This window comes from Klebsiella sp. 2019SCSN059, from assembly GCF_021739525.1.
In the GTDB taxonomy this organism is placed as follows: Bacteria; Pseudomonadota; Gammaproteobacteria; order Enterobacterales; family Enterobacteriaceae; genus Klebsiella; species Klebsiella quasipneumoniae.
Window position 1 is genome coordinate 1 of the sequence record NZ_JAKKOM010000062.1, and the last position, 8,760, is coordinate 8,760.

The following is an 8,760-nucleotide window of genomic DNA, read 5'->3' on the forward strand; positions in this document are numbered from 1 at the left end:
AGGCTATGGCCCTGGTACGAGCGCTGAACAAAATGACGAAAGCAGGTATGCCTGAAAGCGTGCGTATTGCCTGAAAATCCAGCCAGCTACAGGGTCGTTCGCACGAAATCTTATTTATTCAACAAAGCCGTCATTACCCTTCATGGGGATGTCCTCATGTGGCTTATGAATACATTACTAATATTGGGGTATGTTAATAAACGCTGGGTAGGTCACATTGAGTACTACATGACAATAAAACACTATCAATGATTTAGAGTCATTTCCACTGAACTGATCTGAGGAAGATAGAGCATCACATTATTTCCTGTTGAATTTAGATAATGACGCTCATATTACAAAGCCGGGCAAAATAATCAGCACCAGAAGGTGCTGATATATTGATGCATTCTACATTAGGCATGCTTATCTGCTATTTTTCTATAATGTTATGCTCAGGACCATAAGGGAAATGGGTAATGTTCTCTGCTGCATTTTCGGTGACTACCAGGATATCGTGTTCGCGATAACCGCCGTGTCCCGGCATGTTCTCTGGCAGCATGATCATCGGTTCCATTGAGACTACCATTCCCGGCGCTAAAACGGTTTCAATATCCTCGCGTAATTCTAAACCGGCTTCGCGGCCATAATAGTGGCTCAGTACGCCGAAGGAGTGACCATAGCCAAAAGTCCGATACTGCAGCAGGTCATGCTCGCGATAAATTTCATTGAGCGAGGCGGCGATATCGCAACAACGGGCGCCAGGGCGAATGAGCGCCTGCCCACGGCGGAGCACCTCACAGTTGATCTCCCAGTGACGCAATTGCTCATCGCTAGGCTGACCGAGGAACAGTGTACGCTCCAGCGCGGTATAGTAGCCGGCAATCATGGGAAAACAGTTCAGTGATAAAATATCCCCTTGCTTGAGGCGACGGGTCGTCACCGGATGGTGAGCACCGTCGGTATTCAGGCCAGACTGAAACCACGTCCAGGTATCGCGCAATTCAATATGCGGCAAGCGTTTCGCGATTTCCCGGGTCATCGCCGAGGTGGCTGCCAGGGCAACGTCATACTCCGGAACATCTTCGGCAATCGCTGCGACGCATGCCGCGCCGCCGAGGTCGGCGACCTGAGCACCAATTTTAATCAGCGCAATCTCTTCGGCAGACTTAATCATGCGCATACGCATCGTCGCCGGTGCAATATCAATAAACTGTGTCTGAGAAAGGTAATGGCAAAATTTAGCGCGCTGTTCGATCGTTACATGATCGCCTTCCAGTGCAATCCGCCGGCTGTTATCAGGAACCACTTTACGTACTGCACGGTAATAATTATCGCGCTGCCAGTCCGTGTAAACGATATTTGCACCGTAGCTGCGGCGCCATCCCTGACCTCCATCGATATTGGTGGTAATTAAAAATGACTGGCTCGGTGTCACTACCAAGGCATACTGGCGACCAAAACTACAATATAAAAAATCGCCGTAGTAATTAATATTATGAATCGAGGTTAAAATAACTGCATCAATGCTGTCTGCTTCCATGGTGGCCCGTAATCCCGACAGTCGGCGCTGCATCTCATGGGAGCTGAACGTTCCTTTAACTTTTTGCCCATTAGCTAATTCAATAATATCTGGCATGCTCATAATAAACTCCGTCGTTGATAATGGCGTGATGCCATCATCTGGAAAATGATATCTTGCTACAAACGGAGATTATTAATTTGCCGTCATTAGCCGGCCTTATGCAGCGTATATTCACCGAGAATTTGCGTTCGCTCTGCAATATGACGTGCGGTTTCTTGTGTCAGCCAGTTAATCAACGCCTGAACGCGTGGCCGTTTCTCATTATTACGCGGGCAGGTTAACCACACCTGTCCGTCTTCGACGATATCGGTAAAAGGGCGAATCAGTGCGCCATTGCTCACTTCCATCGCACACAAAGAGTGACGGCTTAAGGCGATTCCTTGGCCGGCGCAGGCGGCCTGGAGTACGAGGTCAGCGCGGGAAAATCCGGTTCCCGCCTCGACATTCAGGTCATAGAGCCCGAGGCGGGCAAAATAGGAGCGCCAATGGGTGCTATAGGCATTTTGCGGCATGGAATCATGCAGTAAGCGCAAACCACAGAGTTCGCTGTAACTGCGCAGATGCCGTGTTTTCAACAAATCCGGGCTGATCACGGGATAGATCACATCGTTGAACAGATGCCGTTGAATTAGATTTTTATCATCAACCCAAAAAGGAGTGATGGCGATATCGACCGCGTCAGATTTAAAATTGGCGGGCGTCATATCGGCATCAATTTCCAGGCTGATAGGGTACTGCTCATAAAACTGATGCAATCGGGGAAGCAGCCATTTGGTGGCAAAGGACGGCATAACCCGAATCTTTATGGTGCCCTCAAGGGTTTCTTCACCGGTTTGGTGCAACGTAGTTTCGAGGATGGCAAAGGCCTGGCGCACTCCGATAAAAAGTTGTTCACCCTGCGGGGTTAAGCGTAGTCCCGCGGGAGTGCGGTGAAAGACCAGATAGCCAAGTTGCTGCTCAAGCGATTGAATTTTTTGGCTTACTGCACTCTGAGTAAGAAAAAGATCCTGCGCGGCACGGGTAAAACTGAGATTGCGCGCTGCGGCATCAAAGTAGCGTAAACCGTCGAGAGACGGCAAACCTGGTTTTCGTTGCATCATCGGTTTCTCTTTTGCTAAATAACCTGTAATAAGCACTATTCATGCCAAAATCACCATTAGCCGTGCTAATAGTTATCAGTTAGAAACCACCGTTTGTCGCCGCTCAGCGAATGAATAAATATTATCATCGTCATTCAAACTCGCGGAGAAACATTGATGAAAAATAAACTGTGGCTATTACTTTCTATGTCTGCCTTACAACTTTCACCATTATTGATATCTACGGCCCAGGCTGATTTACTGGATGATATTAAGCAAAAAAAAGAAATAGTGATTGCCACCGAAGCGCGCTATGCCCCTTTTGAAATGCTTGAAGATGGCAAAATAGTCGGTCTGGGAAAAGATATTCTCACGGAAGTGATGAAAGGATTACCCGGGGTGAAAGTGGTTCAGCTGGATATTCCATTTCAAGGGATTTTGCCCGGCCTGGAAAGCAAACGATTTGACTTTGTGGCAACTTCTTTAACCATCACTCGCGATCGTGAAGCAAAATTTGCTTTTACCGCTCCCTTTTCTGACGCCAGCGTGGCCATTCTGAAACGCAAAGGGGATAGCCGCATTAATAGCGCCAAAGATCTCCAGGGCATGATTGTCGCCAGCCAGGCCGGGGCGCCGCAAATTGCGGTGCTAAAAGAATATGAAGCATCGGTACTTAAACCCACCACCGGTCACGGCGTTAAAGAAATAAAAGCCTTTATTGATTATAACGAAGCCTATGCGGCATTAGCGGCGCACCGTGTTGATGCGGTTGTGCAATCGCTGCCGAACCTCGCGCCGTTGGTAAAGACCCGTGGTGATACGTTTGAAATTGTACGCCCACCGTTTGGCCCGGCCACTTGGTACGCATGGGCCGGAAGAAAGGATGCGGATAGCGCCTCACTGGTCAAATTTATCAGCGACGGCATTGTGCAGTTGAATAAATCGGGAAAACTGGCGCAGCTACAAACGAAGTGGCTGGGTTTTTCTATGGCCGTTCCTGAGCAAGTTCCGACCCCGGCAAACTAATTTGATGGATACTGGAGGGCAATATGTTTGATATTTCAGTGGTGTTTCCCTATTTCCCTCAGCTATTAATTGGCGTGCTCAGTACTCTGGCTGTATCGCTGAGCGCGATTGTCATAGGATTGATCCTCGGTTGGTTAATTTGCCTGGGGTTAAACTCTCCGCGGCGTCTCGTGCGTTGTTTTTGCAAAACCTATGTCAGTTTTTATCGTGGAACGCCGTTACTGGTCCAGTTGATATTAATATTTTATGCTTTGCCAACAGTAGGGATCACGCTTTCACCATTGCTGGCGGCGGTTGTGGCTCTCTCATTAAATACCGCAGCCTTTCAAGGAGAGATTCTTCGGGCTGGCTTTAAAATGTTGCCCAAAGGCCAACTGGAAGCGGCACGAGATTTTGGTTTTTCAGCGGCGCAAACGCTGTTTTATATTCAGATGCCGCAGGTGTTGCGCGCCATGATGCCGGCTTTGATTAATGAAACCATCGATATTATCAAAAACTCGGCATTGGTCTCGGTGGTGGCGGTCCATGAGTTGATGAGAGTGACTCAAACGCTGGCCTCAACCACCTATCGGCCGCTGGAGTTTTATACGGCATGCGGTCTCCTTTATTTTCTGACCTCGTGGGGGCTGAGTATTGTTGGCACCAGGTTAGAGAAAAACCGCTCATCTTCGGCTCAAAGGGTATTAGCACAATGAATGTTGAAATACTTTTTACCTATAAAGATGCCATTGCCGCCGGTATTTTAATGACCCTAAAAATGAGTCTCGGCGGTATCCTGCTGGGGCTGGCGATCGGGCTATGTTTTTTTCTTCTCGAAAGACAAAAACCGGCTTTATTTAATGTGATATATCATGCATGGATTAATGTGTTTCGCGGCACGCCGTTACTGGTGCAGCTCTTTTTAGTCTTTTATGGTGGACCCTATATAGGTATTAATCTCGAGGCGCAACAGGTCGGGGTACTGTGCCTGGGATGTTATGGTTCCGCTTATTTTGCGGAAATATTTCGTGCGGGTCGCAATGCTGTCTCAGGTGGGCAAGTTGAAGCGGCGGCAGACCTGGGGTTAAGTCCATGGCAAATATTTACTTTCATTGTCTGGCCGCAAATGCTCGCGCGCATTATCCAGCCATTGATTGGCCAGAGCGTCATTTTGGTAAAAGAGTCGTCGGTGCTATCCATTATTACGGTCGGTGAACTCACCAATACCGCCATGACCATTGCTAACCAGACCTATGCGATGGTTGAAATCTACGCCTTAATGGCCATTGTCTATTGGGGGATCGCGATCGGTATCTCCCGTCTGGGTAATAAAATAGAGCGCCATTATTCTTATTCTCAATTAAGCCGAGGTTAATACTATGCGTGATTATGCTATTGAGATTAACAACCTCAATAAACATTATGGCGAAAACCATGTTCTACGTGGCATCGATGTCAGCATTTCTCCCGGAGAAGTCATCTGCGTGATTGGTGGCTCAGGGTCGGGTAAATCCACGCTGTTACGCTGTATTAACTTTTTGGAAGATTATAGCTCCGGCAGCATTCTGGTGAATGGCGAGAACGTCGGCTATGAACCTCTCGGCGGGGAAAAACGCCGGCGTTTAAGCGACAAGGAAAACCGTCAGGCTTTACGCGACGTCTGTATGGTCTTTCAGCAGTTTAATCTGTGGCCGCATATGACGGTACTCGATAACGTAGCCACGCCGTTGCGGCGGGTTAAAAAGGTCTCCCGTGAAGCAGCCTACTCCGAAGCGAAAACGCAACTGGCACGGGTTGGTCTGGCAGACAAAGCCGATAGCTGGCCCGCGATGTTATCCGGTGGTCAGCAGCAGCGCGTTGCCATCGCCCGGGCATTGACCATGAAACCCGCCATTATGCTGTTCGATGAACCGACTTCAGCGCTTGATCCGGAGCTGGTCGGGGAGGTGCTAAAGGTCATCCGCAATCTTGCCGATGATGGTATGACCATGATGATTGTGACCCATGAGATGGGGTTTGCCGCTAAAGTCTCCGATCGGGTGCTGTTTCTTGCCGATGGCTGCATTGAAGAGCAGGGAGCACCGGCGCAACTGTTCCATCAGCCGAAAAGCCCGCGGCTGCAGTATTTTTTGTCGTCGTGGAGTGAGCGCCAGTCGGGGGCTAGATTACCTGAAAGGGCATTGAAGGAGTCAGCATGAAGCAAGGGATTACATTTGGCGTACTCGCTGGCGCATGCTGGGGATTCATCTTCCTGCCACCGGTACTGCTACCCGAGATCTCACCACTGCTGTTAACCTGCGGTCGCTTTGCTACCTATGGGATACTGGCGGCAATATTACTTATACCTCAATGGCGCAACATTGCCCGTGTATGGCATCATCGCGATCTGCTGACGCTAATTCGTCTTTCGCTGATGAGCAATGTTTTCTATTTTCTGCTCGTCGCGGTGGCCGTACAGCAGGTCGGTATTGCCGCGACATCGTTAGTGATAGGTTTAATTCCGGTGATGGTTCCGGTGCTTGGTCGCAGGGACCAGCATGCTCCGCCCTTCAGGCAATTATTGCTGCCGATGACGGCTATCATTGCTGGTGTGGTGCTGATTAATCTGCATGCGATACAAACATCATCGCACCAAGTTACAGAAGGAAAACGGCAGATGCTGGGGATCCTTTGTGCCTTCGCTGCATTACTGTGCTGGAGCCGTTACGCTGTCGAGAACTCCCGCTGTCTGAAAAAACTCCCTTACACCAGTAACCAGTGGTCTCTCCTGATAGGCCTGTGTACGGGATGTATTTCGGTACTGCTATGGCTCATCGCCAGTATATTCAGGTTTTCTGCAGTTGACTTGTCGTTACCGGAACACACCCAAACGCTCTTTTGGATAACGAACATGATGTTAGCCGTGGTCTCCTCATGGCTGGGATATCTGGCGTGGAATCTCTGTTCCCGGCGTCTTCCGGTATCACTGACAGGGCAGATGGTGGTTTTTGAAACCCTTTTCGCGCTGCTATATGGTTTTATCTATTCACAGCGCATTCCGGATCTCCAGGAAAGTGCCGCTATTACGCTGTTAATTGGTGGGGTTATGTTTACGTTACATTACCATCAGCACAATCATGGCGGCGACGTGAGTAATACTTCAGAAGTCAATCGGAGTTAATTATGGCTTCACCAGATTCTCGTACATGAATAGACTGGCCCTTGGAATCTTCAGACAGTTGGTATCACTTAAGTTATTGATAGTATTAATACTCATTTTTAGGCTAGTCGCTGGAATCCGGATAATTGGGGTAAGTTTGGATATCGAAAATTATTGTACTATAAGGGCTTCCCCGGCATGTCAACGCCGGTGTTTACGGTTTCTGTCTGCACTACAGTTAAAAATAAAGGGGAGAGTTTGCGGTACTATAAACGGTCATAATGAATCGTTATCGATTCGGACCCTGATGAAAGACGCGCGTGAGGTTCTTGTTCGTTAAGCGGATACGTATATCCTGTACAATAGCCAGATAGGCCTCACGGGGTCTAACCCTTTATCATCAACGAATTGCAGAACAGATGGTTATTTTGTTTCGTGCTTTAGCTGGCTGAGTACAGCCTGACATCATCACCGTAATGCAATGATGCCCAGCACAGCCTTGCGTTTTTGACGGCGATCGCTACAACGGCACGCCAGTATCCTCTGCGCTCGATCAGTGAACAGACCCAACGACTGAATGAATCAGTCTTTTTCTCCGCCCCGATCAGTACCGAGCGGCCCCCCTGAACCAGAAATGTTCTCAGATACGAATCGCCAGCTTTCGTTATCCTGCCAAGATTCGACTTTCCGCAGCTGCTGTACTGCGATGGCGTAAGGCCCAGCCAGGCTGCCAGCTGGCGTCCATTCTTAAAATCATGTGCGTTACCGATACTGGCGACCAGCGCACAGGCCGTTGTGGGGCCTACGCCCTTCAATTCCATCAGCCTTTGACTGCGATGATCTGTTTTGGCCATGCGGGACAAAATCCGATCATATTCAGCTATGTTGGCTTCGATGCGAGCAACGTGCTCCAGCAAATCATCAACACATTGCTGAACCTGAAGTGGTAAAGAATCTTTCTGTGCAGAAACCATGTGTCGCAGGGAATCTGTACTTTGTGGCGCGATGACGCCGAATTCAGATATCAATCCTCGCAGGCGATTATACGTTGCTGTTTTCTCTTCTATAAATCCCTGACGGGAGCGGTGTAGGCATTGCATCGCCTGCTGGCTCTCATCCTTAACGGGTATAAACCGCATATGCGGGCGACGAACTGCTTCACAGATAGCCTGTGCATCAGCTGCATCATTTTTGCCTGATTTCCGGCCATGCGGTAAGGAGATACAAATTTAGAAGCCATCAGACGTGGATCATGAGCATACAACATAGAGGTTTCAGAGGAACGGTAGTGTTCGTGATTGTTCGTTAACTTAATGAGAGTTATGGTTTTTTTGATTTTGATGTTCGAGCATGATCGCATCCGTTTTCTCCGTTACGGGCCACTGTGTATTGCAGTGTGTATTGCTTTTGTGTGTGCAGAGAGTGAGAAGATGGCTGCAGAAAATAAACTGAGTGATAGGCAACTAAAAGCGCTACAGGGTAAATCGCAGACTAAGCAGCGGTTGATTTCAGACGGTCGCGGAATGTCGGCGCGAGTTAGCAAGAATGGGGCTGTGAGCTTTGTCATGTTCTACCGTTTGGGCGGTAGAGATACTTCCCCAATATGGCTGACTCTGGGCAAGTATCCGGATATGTCATTGAAAATGGCACGAGATAAACGTGATGAATGCAGGGCTTGGCTCGCTGAAGGTATCGACCCACGTCACCGTATCGGCTTAATCACTGATGTATCAAAGAATCTCATGCGCAACAAAGTGCAGGTCATTCAACAGTTTGAACAGACCGGCTCACACGCCAACCGCTATGACGTCACCATTCTGGTCAATGGCCTGCCATTGGCGCAAATTGAGCTGAAAAAACGCGGTGTGGCGATTCGCGAAGCCTTTAACCAGATACAGGCTTTGTTGAATAAATCGAACTTTTGCTGAGTTGAAGGATCAGATCACGCATCTTCCCGACAACGCAGACCGTTC

Annotated in this window: 8 protein-coding genes and 3 pseudogenes; 8 read left to right on the forward strand and 3 right to left on the reverse strand. The window is 48.8% G+C overall.

The window, feature by feature from the left end; translation table 11 throughout:
* Window positions 1-74: hypothetical protein (locus L2I46_RS28125; protein ID WP_223171860.1), on the forward strand; the 74-nt coding region annotated here is incomplete at its 5' end.
* Between the two features lie 338 nt (window positions 75-412).
* On the opposite strand, the gene L2I46_RS28130 is transcribed toward L2I46_RS28125, so the two are convergent.
* Window positions 413-1,624 carry a M24 family metallopeptidase gene (locus L2I46_RS28130; protein ID WP_236948395.1) on the reverse strand — a complete coding sequence of 404 codons (1,212 nt, stop codon included), beginning with the start codon at window positions 1,622-1,624 and terminating at the stop codon, window positions 413-415.
* An 86-nt stretch (window positions 1,625-1,710) separates the two neighbouring features.
* Window positions 1,711-2,664 carry a LysR substrate-binding domain-containing protein gene (locus tag L2I46_RS28135; RefSeq protein WP_020481021.1) on the reverse strand — a complete coding sequence of 318 codons (954 nt, stop codon included), beginning with the start codon at window positions 2,662-2,664 and terminating at the stop codon, window positions 1,711-1,713.
* A 156-nt stretch (window positions 2,665-2,820) separates the two neighbouring features.
* On the opposite strand from L2I46_RS28135, the gene L2I46_RS28140 reads away from it, so the two are divergent.
* The 5 genes from L2I46_RS28140 to L2I46_RS28160 are packed head-to-tail and all read left to right on the forward strand — an operon-like array spanning window position 2,821 to window position 6,808.
* Entirely contained in the window at window positions 2,821-3,669 is an 849-nt protein-coding gene (locus tag L2I46_RS28140; protein ID WP_004118155.1) for a transporter substrate-binding domain-containing protein, read from the forward strand.
* 23 nt (window positions 3,670-3,692) lie between these two features.
* The gene (locus L2I46_RS28145; RefSeq protein WP_017901245.1) at window positions 3,693-4,364 is read left to right on the forward strand and encodes an amino acid ABC transporter permease; all 672 of its coding nucleotides are present in this window, start codon (window positions 3,693-3,695) and stop codon (window positions 4,362-4,364) included.
* A complete protein-coding gene (locus L2I46_RS28150) occupies window positions 4,361-5,023 on the forward strand; it encodes an amino acid ABC transporter permease (protein ID WP_017901244.1) in 663 nt (220 codons plus the stop codon). Before L2I46_RS28145 ends, L2I46_RS28150 begins: the two co-directional genes overlap by 4 nt.
* Window positions 5,024-5,027: 4 nt before the next feature.
* Window positions 5,028-5,846 (forward strand): amino acid ABC transporter ATP-binding protein, encoded by an 819-nt coding sequence (locus L2I46_RS28155; RefSeq protein WP_017901243.1) that lies wholly within the window; start codon window positions 5,028-5,030, stop codon window positions 5,844-5,846.
* Window positions 5,843-6,808: a DMT family transporter gene (locus L2I46_RS28160; RefSeq protein WP_017901242.1), complete on the forward strand. Its 966-nt coding sequence runs from the start codon at window positions 5,843-5,845 to the stop codon at window positions 6,806-6,808. Before L2I46_RS28155 ends, L2I46_RS28160 begins: the two co-directional genes overlap by 4 nt.
* 419 nt (window positions 6,809-7,227) lie before the next feature.
* Here L2I46_RS28160 and L2I46_RS28165 read toward each other — a convergent pair.
* Window positions 7,228-8,048 (reverse strand): annotated as a pseudogene (locus L2I46_RS28165) (IS110 family transposase); the annotation flags it as partial.
* Between the two features lie 169 nt (window positions 8,049-8,217).
* Here L2I46_RS28165 and L2I46_RS28170 point away from each other — a divergent pair.
* Window positions 8,218-8,499: pseudogene (locus tag L2I46_RS28170) on the forward strand (Arm DNA-binding domain-containing protein); the annotation flags it as partial.
* 21 nt (window positions 8,500-8,520) lie between these two features.
* Window positions 8,521-8,703, forward strand: a pseudogene (locus L2I46_RS28175) (type I restriction endonuclease); the annotation flags it as partial.
* Between the last annotated feature and the right edge of the window lie 57 nt (window positions 8,704-8,760).